The organism is Halomonas sp. H10-9-1 (genome assembly GCF_040147005.1).
Classification (GTDB): Bacteria; Pseudomonadota; Gammaproteobacteria; order Pseudomonadales; family Halomonadaceae; genus Halomonas.
Genome location: NZ_JAMSHO010000001.1, coordinates 3,437,357 through 3,455,643, shown reverse-complemented (window position 1 = coordinate 3,455,643; position 18,287 = coordinate 3,437,357). Strand labels below are relative to the sequence as shown.

The 18,287-nt window shown below is 60.9% G+C and carries 14 protein-coding genes and 2 pseudogenes; 9 read left to right on the top strand and 7 right to left on the bottom strand.

The genetic code is table 11. The features are described 5' to 3' along the window. Nucleotides 1-23: 23 nt before the first annotated feature. The 8 genes from NFH66_RS16025 to NFH66_RS15990 all read left to right on the top strand — a co-directional run bounded on the left by NFH66_RS16025 (nt 24) and on the right by NFH66_RS15990 (nt 11,651). Nucleotides 24-3,179, top strand: a complete 3,156-nt coding sequence (locus NFH66_RS16025; RefSeq protein ID WP_349611219.1) for a DUF1156 domain-containing protein — start codon at nt 24-26, stop codon at nt 3,177-3,179. A gap of 12 nt (nt 3,180-3,191) precedes the next feature. Further along, a complete protein-coding gene (locus tag NFH66_RS16020; RefSeq protein WP_349611218.1) occupies nt 3,192-4,586 on the top strand; it encodes a DUF3696 domain-containing protein in 1,395 nt (464 codons plus the stop codon). After that, nucleotides 4,583-5,125 carry a hypothetical protein gene (locus tag NFH66_RS16015; protein WP_349611217.1) on the top strand — a complete coding sequence of 181 codons (543 nt, stop codon included), beginning with the start codon at nt 4,583-4,585 and terminating at the stop codon, nt 5,123-5,125. Before NFH66_RS16020 ends, NFH66_RS16015 begins: the two co-directional genes overlap by 4 nt. Next, nucleotides 5,118-5,810, top strand: coding sequence for an RNA ligase family protein (locus NFH66_RS16010; protein ID WP_349611215.1), 693 nt, complete (start codon nt 5,118-5,120; stop codon nt 5,808-5,810). Before NFH66_RS16015 ends, NFH66_RS16010 begins: the two co-directional genes overlap by 8 nt. 29 nt (nt 5,811-5,839) lie before the next feature. Beyond that, complete coding sequence (locus NFH66_RS16005; RefSeq protein ID WP_349611214.1) at nt 5,840-9,610, top strand: helicase-related protein; 3,771 nt, start codon at nt 5,840-5,842, stop codon at nt 9,608-9,610. 32 nt (nt 9,611-9,642) lie between these two features. After that, nucleotides 9,643-10,605: a hypothetical protein gene (locus NFH66_RS16000; protein ID WP_349611213.1), complete on the top strand. Its 963-nt coding sequence runs from the start codon at nt 9,643-9,645 to the stop codon at nt 10,603-10,605. Nucleotides 10,606-10,695: 90 nt separating this feature from the next. Further along, complete coding sequence (locus tag NFH66_RS15995) at nt 10,696-10,980, top strand: hypothetical protein (RefSeq protein ID WP_349611212.1); 285 nt, start codon at nt 10,696-10,698, stop codon at nt 10,978-10,980. A gap of 2 nt (nt 10,981-10,982) precedes the next feature. Further along, nucleotides 10,983-11,651, top strand: a complete 669-nt coding sequence (locus tag NFH66_RS15990) for an SOS response-associated peptidase (protein WP_349611210.1) — start codon at nt 10,983-10,985, stop codon at nt 11,649-11,651. Nucleotides 11,652-11,973: 322 nt separating this feature from the next. Here NFH66_RS15990 and NFH66_RS15985 read toward each other — a convergent pair whose 3' ends face one another. From NFH66_RS15985 to NFH66_RS15975, 3 genes are all read right to left on the bottom strand, one after another. After that, nucleotides 11,974-12,123, bottom strand: a complete 150-nt coding sequence (locus NFH66_RS15985) for a DUF4113 domain-containing protein (protein ID WP_349611209.1) — start codon at nt 12,121-12,123, stop codon at nt 11,974-11,976. 130 nt (nt 12,124-12,253) lie between these two features. Beyond that, nucleotides 12,254-13,933 (bottom strand): IS1634 family transposase, encoded by a 1,680-nt coding sequence (locus NFH66_RS15980; RefSeq protein WP_349611208.1) that lies wholly within the window; start codon nt 13,931-13,933, stop codon nt 12,254-12,256. 100 nt (nt 13,934-14,033) lie between these two features. Then, nucleotides 14,034-14,828, bottom strand: coding sequence for an AraC family transcriptional regulator (locus NFH66_RS15975; protein WP_349611206.1), 795 nt, complete (start codon nt 14,826-14,828; stop codon nt 14,034-14,036). A gap of 290 nt (nt 14,829-15,118) precedes the next feature. Here NFH66_RS15975 and NFH66_RS15970 point away from each other — a divergent pair, with 290 nt between their 5' ends. After that, nucleotides 15,119-15,481 carry a GreA/GreB family elongation factor gene (locus NFH66_RS15970; protein ID WP_349611205.1) on the top strand — a complete coding sequence of 121 codons (363 nt, stop codon included), beginning with the start codon at nt 15,119-15,121 and terminating at the stop codon, nt 15,479-15,481. 278 nt (nt 15,482-15,759) lie between these two features. Here the strand turns inward: NFH66_RS15970 and NFH66_RS15965 are convergent, their stop codons facing one another. From NFH66_RS15965 to NFH66_RS15950, 4 genes and pseudogenes are all read right to left on the bottom strand, one after another. Next, a complete protein-coding gene (locus NFH66_RS15965) occupies nt 15,760-17,106 on the bottom strand; it encodes a BCCT family transporter (protein WP_349611203.1) in 1,347 nt (448 codons plus the stop codon). A 165-nt stretch (nt 17,107-17,271) separates the two neighbouring features. Next, a complete protein-coding gene (locus tag NFH66_RS15960) occupies nt 17,272-17,727 on the bottom strand; it encodes a thioesterase family protein (protein WP_349611202.1) in 456 nt (151 codons plus the stop codon). After that, nucleotides 17,727-17,846 (bottom strand): annotated as a pseudogene (locus NFH66_RS15955) (L-carnitine dehydrogenase); the annotation flags it as partial. The pseudogene NFH66_RS15955 and the gene NFH66_RS15960, both read right to left, overlap by 1 nt. Further along, nucleotides 17,835-18,224, bottom strand: a pseudogene (locus NFH66_RS15950) (3-keto-5-aminohexanoate cleavage protein); the annotation flags it as partial. The pseudogenes NFH66_RS15955 and NFH66_RS15950, both read right to left, overlap by 12 nt. Nucleotides 18,225-18,287: the final 63 nt, after the last annotated feature.

Here is an 18,287-nt window from a genome sequence, read left to right as displayed (position 1 = left end):
TCGCTTTACAAGGACGCAGCACCATGGATTTCAGCAACGACCAGCGCTTGATCGAAGCCGGCTTTCCCTGTCATCAGGTGGGGGCAGAAACACAGCGTGAACGTGGAGCCAGCTCGGCGCTGCCGCCGCTCTACTACCTGCACGTATGGTGGGCACGTCGGCCGTTGACACCCAGTCGTGCAGCGATTTTGGCCTCGCTTCTGCCAGCCGATGCCGATCCTGAACAGTTTGTAAAAGGGCTAGGGGTTCGTATTCTAGTTGCCAATGTTCATGACGGCTACTGGGTACTAGGCGAAGATAAGATTCGCAAACGAATAGTAAATATCGGTGGAAGCCTCAAGCTCGAGGTAGATGCCGTTGTACTCCGTGCCTACGAGCGCGAGCAGAATATTCGCGAAGAAAATAGAAAACAAATTGGCACGTTGATTGATAAAGATGCCACATTAAATGATGATCCTGTAATAGTGGCTTGGAAAAATGAATCTATCGAGCTGCCTAGTGTGAGAGAAGGTGAGATTTTAGATGTCTCAGAGGCTATGGGGGATCCTGCATGGGCAAAAGAAAAGATGGCCTTTACTAAGCAGCACGGAATTCGTTTTTCTGGTGATGCTTACAACTATCCCCGTGCATTTTCTCAGCCAGTTGTACCTGTTGATAAAAATGATCAGAAGGTTATCCTTGATCCAACATCTGGAGGCGGGTCTATACCATTTGAGGCTCTCAGGCTAGGTCATAAAGTTATTGCTAATGAGCTTAACCCTGTTGCTAGTGTGATCTTGAAAGCAACGATTGACTACCCTTGTAAATTTGGGAAAAGTCTCCTGGGGGATTTAGAATTTTATGCGGAAAAGATTCTTTGCAAAGTAGAGTATAGGCTGGCTCCATATTTTGCTTTGGGTCAACTTGTTAATGACATCGGTCAACATGAGATAAACCTGCCAGGCCAGCTTTCTCAAGAAGAGATGGCTAAGTGCAATAGTGAAGACATTGTCGATTTTCTCTACTGTCGCCAGGTGACTTGCCCTCACTGCGCCGGCGATGCGCCACTACTCAACTCCCTGTGGCTTTCCAAAGAGGGGAATAAATGGGGTGTAGCGATCAAGCCACAGCCGGATAAGACCGTGCACTTCGAGCCTTTCGAGATCACTGCTGGTAACCGCGGTCCCAACGGTGAAGATCTGGATGCTGGTACTGTCACCAACGCTGTTGGTCAATGTGTGCACTGTCATCAGGCGATTTCGGGCGATGAGATCAAAAGCCAGGCTCGTGGCGAGTCCGAGCTGGGCAAATGGAAGGACGTGCTCTACTGCGTGGTCGGCATTCGCATCGAGCCCAAGCTGGACAAGCATGGCAAGGTGCAGCGCTTTGCCTCAGGTGAGCGGAAGGGAGAGATCAAGACAGGCAAGGTGCGCTACTTCCGTGCGGCGAATCAGAAAGATTTGGAAGCGCTGCATGCGGCAGAGCAGGAGCTGGAGGAGCGTCGCCTTGAGTTTGAGATGAAAGGGCTGATGCCAAATGGGTTAATTCCACCTGGAAGTAAAACCAGTGAGCCCCTTCGCTATGGTATGAACTGTTGGGAAGACCTGTTTACGCCACGTCAACTGCTGGGCCATCTTAGCGTGATGGAGGCACTTCAGGAGGCGAAACCTGAAATTCTCTCTGAGTTTGGAGAAGACAAGGGGCGTGCACTGATTACCTACCTTCAGTTCGCGATCGATAAGATTGTGGACTATAACAGCCGACAGACTCGTTGGATTTCCCAGCGCGGAACTATTTCCGGCACATTTAGTCGGCATGACTTCTCTCTGAAATGGACCTTTGGTGAAATGGTCTATGCTGGTCCTTCTTCAGGTTTCCGTTGGGGACTTTCTCAGGCAATGGCGGCCTACAAAGGCATAGAGGAGCTTGTAGAAGAGCGCGGAAAGCTGGACTTGAAAGAGAATGATATTACCCAAACACAAGGCTCGGCGACTGAGATGCCCGATGTGGCCGATAATAGCGTCGATGCCGTGGTGATGGATCCTCCTTACTACGACAACGTCCAATACAGTGAGCTTTCCGACTTCTACTACGTCTGGCAGAAAAAGACGCTGGGTGACCTTTACCCTGGTTGGTTCGATCACGAAGTGACCGATAAAGCACTGGAGGCTGTTGCCAACCCGGCCCGCGATGGCTCAGCCAAAGGTGCCAAGGCTCGCTATGAAGAGCTGATGCAGGGCATATTTGCCGAGAGCAAACGGGTGCTCAAGCCGGACGGCATCATGACGCTGATGTTTACTCATAAGAGCTCAGATGCCTGGGAAACTCTGACCAACTCCCTGATTCAGTCTGGCTGGGACATCACGGCGACTTACCCTGTCGATTCCGAGTTCGGCGCGTCTACCCACCAGCTGAACCTCGCTGCTGCTGCCTCGACTATCTTTATCGCCTGCCGCCCGGCGGATCGTGGGAATCGCGAACCCTCCAGCTGGGCCTACGAGGTCAAGGGCAAGCTGGAAGCTGCGGTGCGTGAAGGTCTGGGCGAGTTCGAGCGCCTCAAGCTCAACCCCGTAGACCGGATGATCGCCTCCTGGGGCCGTGCACTGCGCGTCTACTCCGCCCACTGGCCGGTGCAGGATGGCGATGACGAGGTGCCGCCTACCCGCGCGATGCAGGAAGCGGCCCGCGTGGTGGCAGAAGAAGAGGTCAGCCGCCTCTCCGGTGGCCTGGTCACCGTCGATGACCTGGATGCCGAGTCTCGCCTGGCGGTCATTGCGCTCGGCATCAACGGCCTCGGCGACTTCGCCTTCGACGACGCCCTGCAGATGAGCCGTTCGCTCAACTTCCGGCTGCAGAACCGCAACGGCAACTACCGCGTCAGCGATGACATGGTGGCCTATGCCAACGTCGGCGAAGACGAGCGCGCCGCCCCGCTGGCCATCAAGGGCAACAAGCTGCGCCTGCTCAAGCCAGAGGAACGCGCATCCGCCCGCCTGGAGAACCCCCAGACGCTGTGGGACGTTCTTGGTGGGCTGATCATGACGCATCGTGAAGGTGGCATCGTCGCCGCGCGTAACTACCTCAGCGAGCATGGCAAACGCGACAGCGACGCCCTGCGCGGCCTGCTCAAGGTGTGGGCCAAGGAGTGCCGCGACGACGAGCTCAAGCGCGAAGCTCAACTGATCGACTACGAGCTGTAAGGAGAGAGGCCCATGCTCACTGAGCTGCGACTGCAGAATTTCAAGGCCTGGCGGGACACCGGGCCGATGCGCCTGGCGCCGTTGACGGTGATCTTCGGCACCAACAGCTCAGGGAAATCGAGCCTGGGCCATCTCCTGTTGGCACTCAAGCAGACAGCGCTGCTGACTGATCGCAAGCGCTCCCTGCACCTGGGCGACGACAACTCGCTAATCGATCTGGGCACCTTCGAGGACTGCCTGCATGACCACGATCTGAACCAGGCGCTGGGTTTCTCGCTTAGCTGGAAGAGCCGCACTCCACTTGAGCTGAGCGACATCCTCAATCCTGACCAGACCTTTTGTGGCGATGAGCTCACCCTGGAGGCAGAGATCGCTGCCAGCAAGGCGCAGCAGCCCGAGACGCGACAGTTCTCCTATACCCTGCATCAAGGTGATGACGAGGTGCTCAAGGTCCGGCATGGGCGCCGTGACGGCAAGGCATTACTCAAGTGCGAGCCGCTGCGGCTGGTGCATGCCCAGGGACGGAACTGGGGTGTCGAGGCGCCGGAGAAGTTCTACCGCTTCTCGGACAAGACGCTGTCGCGCTACCAGAATGCCCACTTCCTTACCGAGTTCGTGCTGGAAGCCGAGCAGCTGCTGGAGAACTTCTACCACCTCGGCCCGCTGCGCAGCCCGCCCAAACGCGTCTATCCTTGGTCGGGTGATACCCCGCCCGATGTTGGGGCTGAAGGTGAGCTGACCATTCCGGCGATACTGGCCGCTACCCAACAGGGGCGGCAGCTCAACCGCGGGCCCAAGCAGAAGTATCAACCCTTCGATGCCTTTATCGCCGGCTGGCTGAAGAACCTGGGCATCATCCATGAGTTCAAGGTCGAGCCCATTGCGAAAGGGCGCAAGGAGTATGAGGTGCTGATCCAGGCCCATGCCGGTGCGCCCTGGGTGAAGCTGACCGATGTCGGTTTCGGCGTCTCGCAGATCTTGCCGGCCCTGGTGCAGGCCTTCTATGCCCCCCCACACTCGGTGCTGTGGATGGAGCAGCCGGAAATCCACCTCCATCCGCGCGTTCAGGCCAATCTGGCGGATGCTTTCATCAGCGCAATCCATGCGCGAGAGAACGGCGAGAACCGTAACACCCAGCTGATCATCGAAAGCCACTCCGAGCACTTCCTCAACCGCCTGCAGCGGCGCATCGCCGAAGGCGAGGTGACACCCGATGAGGTGGCGGTCTACTTCGTGACGCGCCGTCGCAACGGTGCGCACCTGGAGCCGCTGCGGCTCAACGAGTATGGCGATATCGAGAACTGGCCGGATGGCTTCTTCGGCGATGACATGGAGGACATCACCCAGCGGGCGCTGGCTGCGGCACGCAAGCGCAAGGCAAGGAAGGCGCAGGAGGCTAATACATGAGGCGAGCCGTGGTCGATACCAACGTGCTGTTGGTAGCAAACCGTGACCATGCGGATATCTCCGAGGAGTGCGTGATCACCTGCATCGAGGCGCTCGACAGCCTGCGACAGGGTGGGGTCACGGTGATCGATGACGAGTGGCACATCCTGAGCGAGTACCATCACAAGCTGAACCCGAACCGTGGCCAGCCGGGGCCAGGCGATGTCTTTCTCAAACATCTGCTCCGGCAGCAGGCTAATCCCAAACACGTCGCCGAGGTGTCGGTTACCGCGAGCGCCGATGACTGGTTCGAGGAATTTCCCGACCACGCGCTCCAGCGCGAATTCGACCCGCCGGATCGCAAGTTTATCGCCGTGGCGGCTGCCGACGCCGAGAACCCGCCTATCCTCCAGGCCGCTGACTGCAAATGGCTCAACTGGTGGCAGCCGCTGTCTCAGGCAGGCGTGCACTTTCGCTTCGTCTGCCCCGATGACGTGGGGCGCTTCTACGCGCAGAAGTTTCCCAACCAGACCATGCCCGAGTTCCCGCCTGATGAGTGACTTCTTCCGTTTTCCCCACACCCCGCACCTTGCCTGGCTGGGCGAGGGTGAGCCCCGTGACGACAAGCTGTTGGACCCTCCCGAGGTGGAGGCGCTGCTAGCGGGTGAGGTGCTGGTGGAGGAGAAGCTGGATGGCGCGAACCTGGGCATCTCCTGGGGCGAGAACGGCCAACTACGTGCCCAGAACCGGGGTGCCTACCTGGAGCCGCCGTTTCGCGGGCAGTTCTCGCGACTCAACCAGTGGCTGATGCAGCACCTGGCCAGTTTCCAGGCCCACCTTCCAGAGCATGTCATCCTCTTCGGCGAGTGGTGTGCCGCACGCCACTCCCTCGACTACGCCAGCCTGCCGGACTGGTTCCTGGTCTTCGATGTCTACGATCGCCAGGCCCAGCGCTTCTGGAACCGGGAGCGGCGCAATGATCTGGTCGCGCGGCTCGGCCTGGCCACCGTGCCCCTGTTGAAGAGCGGGCGCTTTACTGCCAGGGAGCTGGAAGCGCTGGTGCGCACCGGCCGTAGCGGTTACCGGGATGGCAAGCTGGAAGGCATCGTGATCCGACAGGATGGCCCCGAGTGGTGCGAGCGTCGCGCGAAGCTGGTCCATCCTGACTTCGTACAGCAGATCGAGGAGCACTGGCGGTCCCGGGCGCTGGAGTGGAATGCCCTGGCATCGCTAACCAACTCATAGGATCAGGCTCATTACGCAAGGAGGCCACCATGCCATTACGCGACTATCCCTGGGAACCGAGCTACGCCACCTCCGATATCCGGGAAGATGGCAAGCTGGTGGATGTGCTGCACGACTTCTACATTCCGGCGCTGAGCCGGGCGACGCGCTACGACCGTGTCGCCGGCTACTTCAGCTCTTCGTCGCTGGCGGCAGCATCTCAGGGGTTTTCGCGTTTCATCGAGAATGGCGGAGAGGCGCGCTTCGTTGTCGGGATGCAGCTCGATCCCGACGATGCCGCCGCGATCCTGCAGGGCGATGAGCAGCGTGCCAGCCAGGCCATGCTGGCGGAGCTGGCATCGACTCAACAGTGGCCTTCTGCCATGCGGCATGGTGTCGAGCTGCTGGCGTGGATGGTGGCCAATGGCTACCTCAGCCTTCGCGTTGGCCTGCGGGTGCATGCCAAGGATGGGTCACCACAGCCACTGGACTACGCCCAGGATGGCTACCTCCATGAGAAGTGGGCGATCCTCGGCGATGGCCAGGATGAGCTTTACATTTCCGGCTCGCTCAACGAGTCGCAGACGGCGCTGGCTATCAATGCCGAGAACATTAATGTGCATCCGTCATGGGAAGACTGGGGGAGAAAGGCGATCCCTCAGAAGCACCGTAACTTCAAGGCGCTGTGGCAGGGCAACCACCCGGCGATCAGAACATTCTCGCTGCCTGAGGCTGTCGAGGCCGAACTGGTCAAGATTGCCCGCAACGCCGGTAGCCTGCGCGAGATCGACGGTACGCCGATGGCCACACACACGAAGCAGGTGAGAGAGAAGGATGAGCTCACACCGAGCTTCGCCGAGCGGCTACGCTTTGCCATGCTGCGACTCGCGCCCCTGCTGCCGGGCGGGGAGCGTGTCGCCATCGAAACCACGCCCATCGAGCCCTGGCCGCATCAGCGCTTTGTGGCCAATCGCCTGCTGGAGACCTACCCCCGCAACCATCTGCTGTGTGACGAGGTAGGCCTTGGCAAGACCATCGAAGCTGGGCTGGCCTTCCGGGCTCTGTGGCTGAGTGGCCGTGCCAGCACGATTCGGGTATTTGCGCCGGCCTCGCTGACCTCGCAGTGGCTGGTGGAGATGGCCGAGAAGTTCTATCTGCCCTTCGTCAGGCGTACCAGCCGCAAGGGGCGCTGGGAGCGTATCGACCTGCTGGATGGCGAGCCGATGCAGGGGCAGGGCCAGATGTTCGATGCACCGCTGGAGATCATCTCGACGGGACTGGTGATCAACCGCCACGGCGGCAGGCTGCTGGCGAACCTTCCCGAGACTGACCTGGTGCTGGTGGACGAGGCCCACAAGGCCCGGCGCCAGACGCCTGATAATCAGACCACCATGCCGCGCTTCAACAAGCTCTACCAAGAGCTGCAGGGTGCGCTATATGGAAAGTCGCGAACTCTGCTGCTGGCCACCGCCACGCCGATGCAGCTCAACCGTGTAGAGGCCTTCGACCTGCTGAAGCTGATGCCTTCCGCCGGGGCTGTCCAGTTCTCCGAGGATCTGTGTGAAATCTTCTACCGGGTGCGCGACAAGCTGCTCCACCAGGAGCCGATGGCTCATTATGAAGGCGAATGGCTGTGTCGCTACCTGAACAATGTGCGGAGCTCTTCTCCGGAACAGTGGCACTTCGTCAATGAGCATGTGCTGAGCCCGTTCGGTAAAACTGGACTGGAGGACTTCACTGATCGTTCATTGGAGCCGATGATCTGGGACGAGGTGCAGCCGGCGCTGAGTCTGTTGGCACCGCTGGGGCGCAGTATGCTGCGGCACACGCGCTCGCTGCTGCGTGCCTATCAGCGTGAGGGGCTGCTTAACGCCAACCTTGCCTGGCGTGAGGTTGCCCCCAGCATCATTCCGCTTGGCGGCGTCGAGCGGGAGGTCTATGACCAGCTGCAGGAGTACTGCGCCGACCTGGCAAGTCATATGGCTGCCAACATGGAGGAGGGCCGGCAGCGCGCCGCCATCGGCTTCTACCTGAGCTTCTTGCGGCTACGCTTCGCCTCGTCCTTCCATGCGCTGCACTGCTCACTGAAGCGACGCCTGGACAAGATCCAGCAGACGCTCGACCACAAGGCGCAGCAGGTCGCGACCTCGGATGGCTCACGTGAAGAACTCGAAGAGCTGAGAGACGATGAGGTGGAAGGGTTGGTGCTCAAGCACCGCACAGAGAGTGACCTCACCTGGGAGCAGGGCGCCGTGTCGAGGCTGATTGCCACCATGGACAAGCTACCCTCCACGCCACGCAAGATGCGTCAGCTGCTGGAGCATATCGACCAGCGGCGCATCAATAGCAGCGACCGGGTCCGTCAGCTGGTGCTGTTCACGCGCTACACCGACACCATGGAGTACCTGCATGGGGAGCTGCGCCGGCGGCTGCCGGGTTGTCCGATCGGTACCTTCTCCGGCGCCGGTGGCACACTCCGGCGAGCCGGGGAATTCCAGCCGGAACGGATGGACCGTACCACCATCAAGCAGCGCTTCGTGGCGGGCAACATTGATATCCTGCTGTGCACCGACGCTGCTGCCGAGGGCCTCAACCTGCAGAGCGCCGACCTGCTGATCAACTTCGACCTTCCCTGGAACCCCATGATGCTGGAGCAGCGTATCGGTCGTATTGACCGCATCGGCCAGCACCACACTCAGATCCACGTGCTGAACTATCTCTATCAGGGCAGCGTTGAGGAGGTGGTCTACTCACGCTTGGTAAAACGCTTCCGCGAGGCGTTGACCGTTTCCGGGGAGCTGCAATTCTCGCTTCTGCCCATCCAGCCCGAGGACTTCGAGGACTACGCCAAGGCCGAGGGGGAAGAGGGCAAGATCGACGAGGAGGAGCTGATTCGCCGGGCGCAGGAGCACGCGAATCGGATCCAGGAGCGACAACAGCTCACCGAGTTCAAGGCCGAGGAGCAGAAGGCCGCCTACGAGCATCTGGAGGCACAGCAGCGCCGTGAGCCGCTGCCGGCTTCACTGGAAAGTATCTGGCGAATCATCAGCGAGAGTGCCTACCTGAAGGCACTGGGAGGCGGCATCGAGAGCTTCGCCCACGGTGATGCCTTCCGCCTCGTGGACGTTCCAGGCGTACCGCGCGACACGCTGCTGACTACTTCTCGTGAACTATTCGAGCATGGGCTGGGTGCCGAGGACCGGCGACGCCTGCATTTCGCCACCTACGGTGACCCCGTTTTCGAGAAGTTGCTCGACTACATGTTGCAGCCCTACGAGGCCGTGCTGGCGGCATGGCATGCGCGCAAGCCACTCTCGGCACTGCAGCTCGGTGGCCAACGCTGGGCGACCACGGATGACCTTCTGGAAAGTGAGCTGTCTGAGGGTGGGGAGATCGAGCTGGTGCCTCGGGGGCAGCGGCTGCCGGGGCGTCAGGATGATCGTGTTGGCCGACAGCAGAAGGTGATGCTCGATGCCGCGGCCGCCAGCCTGGCCGAGCAGAAGCTCAAACCCACCCCGGATACGCCCAACAATCAGATTGCGGAGCTCGACCGCTTCCGAGCCGACGTTAGCCAGCGCCATGGCCAACGAGTGCACCTCAAGTTTGATGCTCCTGATCGTAATGGCATGCTTGCCTTGAAGGACACGTTGCTCTGGCCCGTTCGTGAGAAGGCTGCCGGTCTACAGGTCGATTCCGACCCTCTGCTGCTCACTGCCACGCGAGATCTGATCTTGCGGCAACTGGGCGATATGAAGAAGGACAGTCGCACTGGGCATGAGGTCGCGAAGAGGTTGAGAGAGTCGGCTGCCAGTATGTCCTGAGTGGTTGGGTCTCACGGCTCAATGAGGTGTTAATGCTACAAACTTCCTATCGACACTACCCCAGCTTCACCCGCCGCTACGTCCGCTCGGTGATGAAGATGATGGGACTGCCCAAGAAGCCCAGGCTTGAGGCCGAGGTCTTCGGCCAGATGGTGCTCGATGAGCAGGTGGTGCACTCCATCAACGGCGAGGTGCTGATGCTCGAGTGGCACCATGGCCGCGAGGGCAGGGTGGTGGTACCGGAGCCGTCATTGTCGAGCTGGCTGCAGACGGTGCAGCTGAGCAAGGTGCAGGGTGACGCCTGGTCGTGGCCCTGGGCGTTCAGCACCCTGTCGTTTCCGACCAGCCAGACCTTCCATGGCCATTCGGTGGACGGTGCCCTGGTCGCTTGGGTGGATTCCACCACGCTGCCCAGCCGCTACGAGGCTTTCCTGCGAGCTCACCACAACCCGCACGGCGTGGACATGGTGGGGCTCGGGGATCCGTGGCTGATCGTGGCGATCCACAACCCGCTGGACACCCAGCCGAGCCTCAACCCCACCATGCTGCGAGGTGCCTTCAAGCCGAGTCAGATTACCGATTTCATTAACCGCGAGGCGATCGACCATGCCGGCGGTCGCGCCCAGCCGCTGGCGGACGAGGAGGGCATGATCCTGCGCGAGGTGGTGCGCTACGTGCTCTCCCTGGGCATGTACCTCTCCGCCTACCCGGAGGCACAGTCGAACGGGGTGCCGGCCTGGATGAAGAATAAGCACCCCGAGGGGAAGAAGGGCGTTCCGTTCTCCCAGGTCGGCATTGACCGCGAGGATCGTGAGCTGACCCTGGCGATGACCGCCCCGCGCTCGGTATCGCCCTACTGGCGGCAGCTGCGCGACGAGCGCTTCTACCGCGGCAAGTGGGCCGACCACCGCCGCGGCAGCCGCTACGTGCTGGTCAGCGGTTACGAGGTGGGGGCAGCGAAGACGGTGGGGGTGGCTCCGGCCGAACATTCGTGAAGGGCGTGGGGGCTGGGGTAGCATGTGACAATTTCTGGCCTGCTTGTCTTCATAGCAGCGCCACCCATATCCGCTGCAGAGGAAGCGAGCATGTCGATCGAGGTCATAGATGACCAGTTCATGGTCTGCACTGACTGCCTGATGATCATCGCCAATGACGATGCCACTGGGCTGGACTACTCACTGAGCGAGGAGGGGGCAGCCGAGCGCGAGCGGGAAATTCGCGAGGCCATCGCTGAGATCCAACGCACCGAGGGTCAGATTGCGGTTGGAGATAGCGACATGGACGATGAGTTCTCAGCGAGTCCTTGTGCCTGCTGCGGGACTCGCTTGGCCGGGCAGCGGCATCACTGCGTGATTCTTGCTAAACGCTGATCATGTGCGGCCGTTTTGCCCTCTACAGTCCCTATCCGAGCCTGGCAGCGTCGCTGCGCCTGCCGCTGGAGGCCACAGAGGCTGACCTGGTGCCGCGTTACAACGTGGCGCCGGGCACCTGGATCAGCGCCGTGCGCCGGTTGGACGATGAGGGGCCTCTGGTACTGGATGCGGTGTGGTGGGGCTATCACCCTCATTGGGCAGGCAAGGGAGCCCCTGAACCCATCAACGCACGGGTTGAGAAGGTCGCGACCTCAAGGTACTTCCGCGGTGCCTTTGCCCACCACCGCTGCCTGGTGCCTGCCAATGGCTGGTTCGAGTGGACGCCAGTCGATGGTAAGAAGCAGCCCCACTTCCTGACACGAGATGATGGTCAGCCGCTCTGGTTGGCGGGTATCTGGTCGGAGCGGCCTGACGGCAAGCCAGGGTGCGCCATCCTAACTGAACCGGCGCGAGGTGTGGCCAAGCAGATCCATGACCGCATGCCATTGGCTCTGGATGCCGAAAGCCTTGCGCCGTGGCTTGATCCGCATCTGACCGACCGGGAAACCATGCGGCAGACCGTCCATCACCTCGATCCTCGCCAGATCACCCATTGGCCGGTGAGTACCCGCGTCAACGCGTCCACTCACGATGATGACAGCCTGATAGCGCCGCTACCCCCACTGTGAGGCCGGCCGCGGCGCCAGGTGCGGGGGTGGCTGACGAAGCGCTCTATGTGAGCGTGACAGGCGCGACAGCGAATCCTGAAGCGCCTGCTCGAGAGCCATAGGAATTCGAAGCGGTTCCAAGTCCTGGGTTTGTGGGTCAGCCGCTGACTCTGGCCGCAGCCACATATCAGCGCACAGCCGCCGTCATCCAACCAGGTCAGTATGATGGTCTCCATGCTATGTCCCACCCTGCTGGTGTCCATTAAAGAGACTGTGGGCCAGGCGACGGCGACGTGGTGTGAGCGATGTCGGAAAAACACGATGGTGTTTGGCTGACAGGATGTCAGCGCAGTCGCGGCAGCTCGTCCCAGCGTGTGGTCCAGCGCGGCGTGCGGTTGGCGCAACGCAGCTGCCAGGCGGCCTTGGGCGAGGCGCGCCCGAACGTGACGGTACCTCGCCCCATCCTGTGGTTGAGTGCATCCAGCGTCGCCATCAGGTGGTCGCTGCGCTCCCGCCGTGCCTGGCTTTCCGGCGTGTCGAGCAGCGAGAGCTGGGCCCCCCGAGTTCGACAGTTAGGAGCGTAAACTACTGATTAGCCTGGAAACGCGTTTTCAAAATTGGCACTACAAGCGTGATGCAGCAGGTGCCGGCAGGCCAATCGCCTCGAAAAGGTCGCGCTGTTCAGGCTTCAATTTGGTCAGGCCGCTCGCCGTCTCGCGACGGTGGAGCAGGACCTGGTGGAACTGGATCTTGCGGGCAATCTCCAGTGCCCGTGTCGGCGACAGCGGATGACTGCTCGCCTTCAGTCGCATCCTGAGCACCCGGTAGAGCACCAAGGCGAGGAAGCAGATCAGCGCATGAGCGCGGATGCGATCCGGTAGCCGGTGGTAGACCGGCGCGATCTCAATGTCGCTCTTCAGCACTCGGAAGCCGCGCTCGATGTCAGCCAGCGCCCGGTAGCGCTCCACGATCTGTTGTGGCTCATGATCAGCCATATTGGTGACCAGCAGCAGCTTGCCATCCAGCATCCTGGCGCGATCGAGCGCTCGCTGATCCAGCACGTAGTTAAACGTCTCGGCCGTCAGGTCGACCTTCAGGATATGCCCGAGGTGAGCATCAGTGACGGCCTTGTAGAACCTGGCCGTCACGCCGGCATCAGAGAGCTTTCTGCCGCGATAGCGACGCCCGGCATCCTGGTTATCCAGCTTCTCGAACCACTGGCGAGCATCAGCTTGCAGTGCCTCGAGCTTTTGATCGCGCGCCGCCGTCTGCACCTTGGCGACCTCCGGCCGGTGCGCCACGATCAACCGGTGATCCTGCCATGCCATCTCGCCATAGGCTTCGGTGTCGGCGTCCTGGCAGTGGGTCTGATGAAACACCTTCAGCAGATCATCAAACTCGCTGTAGCGGCGACCAGGAACCGCCAGGATGAACTCGAGGGGGCGTCCCTCGACACGCACGGCTGACAAGGCCTCCAGGTTATCGAGGGAGAGCAGCCCACGGTCGGCCACCAGCACGACACGGCGGACGTTGAAGCGCATGACCACGGTCTCGATGGTCGGCAGCAGCGTCTTGGTTTCCGCGACGTTGCCATCGAATACCTCATGGTGGATGGGCAGGCCTTCCGCCGTCTGCACGACGCCCAGCATGAACTGTCGGGCGATCCCGCCCTCCTTCGAGGGACCATAATGGCGGACATCACCATCGAGTGAGGTACTGCCTTCTGCCCGGATCGTGGTGAGGTCATAGAAGACGATCGACAGCTCTTGATCGATCAGCGGCTTGAGTTGCTGTGCCAGCACGTCATTGAGGGCTTCGCTGCAGTTCGACAGCGTGTCCATGGTGCGCAGCAGGTGCTGATGGCTGATCGAGGCTGTGTCGACGTCGGGCACCAGCACATCTTCTAGCCAGCGCAGCACACCGAGCTTCGATTCGGGATCGCATAGCCGATTGAACACCATGACCCGCAGTAGCCGCTCGGCATCGAACTGCCGCTTGGTGCGTAGCACCCGCCGGAAGGCGTCATCCAATCCGAGCTCTTTCCAGAGCGACGTCAGCAGCCAGGTATCGCCAACGGATCGCGCCGGCGCAAAGTCGGTCTCGCCGGTGCCTTCTTCAAGCGTCGGCTGGCCGGAGACGCGCAGCAGGCCATTGATCAGCGCGCTGGATTCCCCCGCCGTGACGGCTTCCAGGCGTCCCAGCGTCGCGATCACGCGTTGGCGCGATTTGCCGGCTTCGTCGCGGTAAGACTCGACGAGCTTCACGTAGCGGCGCGGCCCGGATTTGGTGACTTTGACGAACATGTCACCACCATAGACAGCCTACTCAGCTATTGGCAAGGTGCCACGAGAAAAACGTGTCACTACAAGAATGTTGGCCCCGATTCGATAAGTCACTGAATTCTCAGACCACAGGGGCCGGTTTCAGGCCAAAACCGGGCTGAAAGTGTCGAACTCGGGGGCGCCAGGAGATATCGAGTTCATCGGCCAGCTCGCCGATGCCGAGTGGCGTTTCCAGATTGGCCTCCATCAGCGCGATGGCGCGCTGCAGCAGCGGCTCCTGGGGAATCACGGGATCGCGCTGGCGGCTGGCAGGGCGACGGCCCTGGTCGTGAACCAACTGGTCACGCACCCGGGTAGCCAGCTCCTCGCCGTGCCGGCGTCGGATCAGGTCGAGGCTCATGTCGATCGCGGCACTGCCACCGGCGCATGAGAAGCCCTCGGGGGTCACCTCATAGATCGACTCGACCGCATCGACCCGGGGATAGCGGGAGCGGAAGTCGGGCAAGCACTCCCAGTGCAGAGTCACCGTCTGGTCGTCGAGCAGGCCGGCGGCGGCCAGGATGTAGCAACCGGTATCCATGCCCCCCAGCACACAGCCTGTCGCCGCGCGCTCGCGAAGCCAGGCAATCAGCTCGTCATCGATGGTGCTCTGAGGCTCGAAGCTGGCGCATACCGTCAGGCTGGGCAGCAGCGGTGCCTCGTAAAGCGAGTAGCCGACGTTCAGGGTCATGCCGTTGGAGGCGATTACCGGCTCACCATCGCGGCTGATCAGGTCCCACTCGAATAGCCTCTCCCCGTTGATGCGGTTGGCGATGCGCAGCGGCTCGATCGCCGAGAAGAAGGCCACCATGGCGAATCGCGGTAGTAGCAGGAAGCCGATGCGTTCTGGGCGGGTATCGGGGGGCTGGATTCTCATGATCAGGGGCGCCGAGGTGGTGGCCTGTTGCCGGACGTTTTTCTTCAGTACCTTGCTGCAAGGGTGCGCGCAGAGTAAATGATACTACTTTCTCGATATTTTTGGCGATTCTTCCTGGCTATCATTTTTAAATAGCGTTTTTGGCTATATTTAATATATAAACCTCTTGGCTTGCCTTTTGTTTTATACCGAGTATGGTTGTGCGGTTTGGAAGTAGTGATCCCATATACCATACGGCTGGTATGGCAAGCTATCTATCTTGAGGCGTGACAGTGGCTTTGAGGTCTAGAGTGATTTATGCAAATCGTTCGGTCGGCAAGGTTTTCTCCAAGGGTATGTGTCACCCCTTCTTCTTTCGAGGACGGCCAGTCGATTACGCCTCTGTCGAGGAGAAGATCGAAAAACTGGCGGCTGGTGCGGGAGGGGATCCGAGCGTGGCATCGATTGACAGGATGATACGTATCGTCGACCTGTCGACAGGCGAGCGGCGCACCTATACCTTGACAGAGCCCGGCAAGTCGAATCCGAGACGGGGACTGGTGTCGATATTCTCGCCTCTCGGCGCGGCGCTGCTCTCCTCGAAGGTGGGAGAGGTCGTGAAAGTGGTGATGATGGGGTTTGAAAAAGAGGTGCGTATCATTGAAATTCAGTAAAAATCAATTCTTGTGAAGCTCTGCTGACTTTTGTTTTAATTATGCAAGGGGGCGTCTTTCTTGCTTGTATTGTTTAATGAGAAAGATTTATAAGGTGCTGGCGGAAAGTGGAGGTAAGGCCAAGAGTTTTTTGGTTTCAGTTAAATAGTTTTTTGATTTTAGTTGAAGGGGTAGCTGAAGAGCTAGGCCGAGAGCAGGTTTAAGAGTTAGATTGAGAGTTGTGTTGGAGTAAGTTGTGAGAGATAAATAAGAGTGCCCGCTAAACAGCGGGCACTCTTCTATAAATAATCTATAAATGACAAGGCCCGCCCCGGGCGTTCCGGGGCGGGCCTTGTCTTTGGGGCTGGATGCCTTGTGCCCCGAGGGGTCAGCTCTGCGTGATCGCCTGCCTGGCTCGGCGCGTTGACCAGCTCGATGATGCCGGCGCTACCGGGGCCACCGCTGGCATTGAGCTCCTGATACATGGCGTTGCCGCCGAAGATGATCAGCCAGACGAAGATGATCAGGGTGGGGACCAGCAGGACTCCCAGCACGAACTCGCGCAGGGTACGGCCCTTGGAGATACGTGCGATGAACAGCCCGACGAAGGGCGCCCAGGCCAGCCACCAGCCCCAGTAGAAGATGGTCCAGCCCTGCTGCCACGTCTCCGTCGCCGGCTCGTCCGCGAACCACAGTCCCATGGGAATGAAGTTGATCGCATAGTCGAGCAGGGTCTCGCCGAAGGCGGTGATCAGCCACAGCGTAGGGCCGCCGATCAGGAAGACGCCGACCACGAACAGCGAGGTCCAGATGTTCATCTCCGAGATGATGCGGATGCCGCGGCGTACCCCGGTAACGGCGGAGAGGATCGAGATCACCGAGATAAGGGCGATCAGGATCAGCTGCGTCGGCAGGCCCGAGCCGATACCCACCAGGCGCTCCAGGCCCACGGCCATCTGGCTGACGCCCAGGCCCAGGGAGGTCGCGACGCCGAATACGCAGCCCAGCACGCCGAGGATATCGAACAGATGCCCCAGTGGGCCGAAGATCCGCTCACCGATAAAGGGGTAGAGTGCCGAGCGTAGCGCCAGGGGTAACCCCTTGCGATAGGCGAAGTAGGCCAGCGACATGCCGACGATCACGTAGATGGCCCAGCCGTGCAGCCCCCAGTGAAAGACCGTGACGCGCAGGGCGTCGATGGCACGCTCATGGCCGATGGCGGTGGCCCCGGCCATGTCGGCGTGGGGGTTGTTGGGGTAGCCGAAGCCGCCGGTATCGTCGAGATAGAAGATCGGTTCGGCGACGCCGAAGAACAGGATGCCGATGCCGATACCGGCGGAAAGCAGCATCGAGAACCAGGCGAAGTTGCTGAATTCCGGGCGGCTGTCATCGGGGCCCAGCCGTACGCTGCCATAGCGACTCAGAACAATAAACGCGCATACCGTCAACAGCAGCATCACCGTGATCAGGTAGTAGCCGCTGAAGGTGCTTTCGATCCAGGCGCGGGTGGCGCCGAACAGCATGCCGGCGGTCTCCGAGCCGAAGCCGGTGAACAGCACAAAGGCCAGCACCAGCAAGGCGGAGGTAATGGTCATGCCGCGATGCATGCCCTGGAAGAAGCCACCCTGGGCCAGCTCGGTGACCATGTAGTCGGTGTCGAGCTCTACATAGGGGGACGCATCCTCGGACGGGGATGAGGGACGAATGGGGGAGTGTGATTAGCGATGATCTTATCCTCTTTAACCGGGCCACGGGCCGGCGATCCCGCGGTGCCGCCCAGGGGCGGCACCGTCGTCGAACAGCAGCGAGTGTTAGCGCCGAATGCCGATGGTGCGGCCTGCAAGGGCCGGCCAGGCCGAAGCCTCTGCCTGGGGCAGGGTGGCGATGGCCTCCACGACCTCCGGCGGGAAGGGCGACGGTCGGCCGCTCGCCTGGTTCATGCCCATCAGCATCTGCTCGCTGGTGGCCAGCAGGTTGCCCTCCATGTCGTGCATCTCCAGGAAGGCATGCAGACGCTTGGCGTCACGATCCAGCAGGGTCACGGCGACGCTCAGTGGCTGCCCCTCGTGGGCCTCGCGGCGATAGCAGAGGTGGGTCTCCAGGGTGTAGATCGTATAGCCGTGGCGCTCGCGTCCTGCGGCGTCCAGGCCGATATGATCCATCAGCGCCTCCAGCGCCAGGGAGAACACCCGGGCATACTCGGCGTCGTTCATGTGGCCGTTGTAGTCGACCCACTCCGATGCGACACGGCTCTCCAGGATCACCATCAGATGCGTCCCTCGAGGCCTTCGGCCTCGGGCCAGTACTTCTGCACCAGGTCGAGCAGCTCGACCAGGAAGTCATCGCGACGGCGATCGAGTTCGGCGACCGGCCGGCCGGCGGCCTGCACCAGGCGGGCGTGCTCGCGCAGCCAGTCGGCGGTGTTGATATAGACCATGTCGCCGAAGTTGAGGCTGCCGCAGTCCAGGGTGCACAGCTCGGGCAGCAGTTCGCCCACCGGCTCGTGGCGCTGGGCGGGCGTCTGGATATCGGTGCCCGGGCCGCCGCGGGTCGGGTCCTCGACATCGGGGATCCAATCGCCACCGCCGCCGGCGGTGATGTTCATGACGATGTCGACGTCCGCCTCGCGAACGCGCTCCATTACTTCACGGAAGTGGTCCAGGGAGTGGCTGATGCCGCCGGTCTCCGGGTCGCGCACGTGGATATGCGCAATGCTGGCGCCGGCACCGGTGACGGCGCAGGTCAGAATAACGTTGCGGTTCATGCTCCGCTCCCTGTGTTGGAGGATTTGACCCGCATAGTGTGGCCAGCCATAGATACACATTGT

Coding starts and splice junctions, on each gene's coding strand:
- NFH66_RS16005 (WP_349611214.1), top strand. CDS start 5,840: ATGCCATTACGCGACTATCCCTGGGAACCGAGCTACGCCACCTCCGAT.
- NFH66_RS15980 (WP_349611208.1), bottom strand. CDS start 13,933: ATGTTCGTCAAAGTCACCAAATCCGGGCCGCGCCGCTACGTGAAGCTC.
- NFH66_RS15965 (WP_349611203.1), bottom strand. CDS start 17,106: ATGGTCACCGAGCTGGCCCAGGGTGGCTTCTTCCAGGGCATGCATCGC.
- NFH66_RS16025 (WP_349611219.1), top strand. CDS start 24: ATGGATTTCAGCAACGACCAGCGCTTGATCGAAGCCGGCTTTCCCTGT.
- NFH66_RS16010 (WP_349611215.1), top strand. CDS start 5,118: ATGAGTGACTTCTTCCGTTTTCCCCACACCCCGCACCTTGCCTGGCTG.
- NFH66_RS16020 (WP_349611218.1), top strand. CDS start 3,192: ATGCTCACTGAGCTGCGACTGCAGAATTTCAAGGCCTGGCGGGACACC.
- NFH66_RS15990 (WP_349611210.1), top strand. CDS start 10,983: ATGTGCGGCCGTTTTGCCCTCTACAGTCCCTATCCGAGCCTGGCAGCG.
- NFH66_RS16015 (WP_349611217.1), top strand. CDS start 4,583: ATGAGGCGAGCCGTGGTCGATACCAACGTGCTGTTGGTAGCAAACCGT.
- NFH66_RS15975 (WP_349611206.1), bottom strand. CDS start 14,828: ATGAGAATCCAGCCCCCCGATACCCGCCCAGAACGCATCGGCTTCCTG.
- NFH66_RS16000 (WP_349611213.1), top strand. CDS start 9,643: ATGCTACAAACTTCCTATCGACACTACCCCAGCTTCACCCGCCGCTAC.
- NFH66_RS15995 (WP_349611212.1), top strand. CDS start 10,696: ATGTCGATCGAGGTCATAGATGACCAGTTCATGGTCTGCACTGACTGC.
- NFH66_RS15960 (WP_349611202.1), bottom strand. CDS start 17,727: ATGGTGATCCTGGAGAGCCGTGTCGCATCGGAGTGGGTCGACTACAAC.
- NFH66_RS15985 (WP_349611209.1), bottom strand. CDS start 12,123: ATGGCGACGCTGGATGCACTCAACCACAGGATGGGGCGAGGTACCGTC.